This window comes from Rhizobium ecuadorense (genome assembly GCF_001187535.1).
In the GTDB taxonomy this organism is placed as follows: domain Bacteria; phylum Pseudomonadota; class Alphaproteobacteria; order Rhizobiales; family Rhizobiaceae; genus Rhizobium; species Rhizobium ecuadorense.
The window spans coordinates 1-236 of record NZ_LFIO01000371.1 but is presented as its reverse complement, the minus strand read 5'-3'; the positions used below and the strand labels follow the sequence as shown (position 1 = coordinate 236).

Sequence of the window (236 nt, the reverse complement as noted above, 5' to 3'; positions counted from 1 at the left end):
GTCCTGGCTCTATCGCATTCGCACGAGCGTGCGTCACACCCGCCGCTTCTCCAACGCATCCTATCCGCTCTGGAAAACGGCGCCTTGCCTCGACGAGCACTCGCTTCCTCTGGGCCAGCTTCGCTGGGATCCCATCCCCGCGCCCGCGGAGAGACTGACCTTTCTCGAAGGGGTGCGGACAGTCACGACCGCAGGCGATGCCACCACCCAGGTGGGCATGTCAGCCCATGCCTACG

Annotated in this window: 1 protein-coding gene; it reads left to right on the top strand. The window is 65.3% G+C overall.

Annotated elements, in window-relative coordinates; all coding sequences use genetic code 11:
• The coding region (locus AF337_RS08115; protein ID WP_152970959.1) for a homogentisate 1,2-dioxygenase at positions 1-236 on the top strand (236 nt) is incomplete at both ends.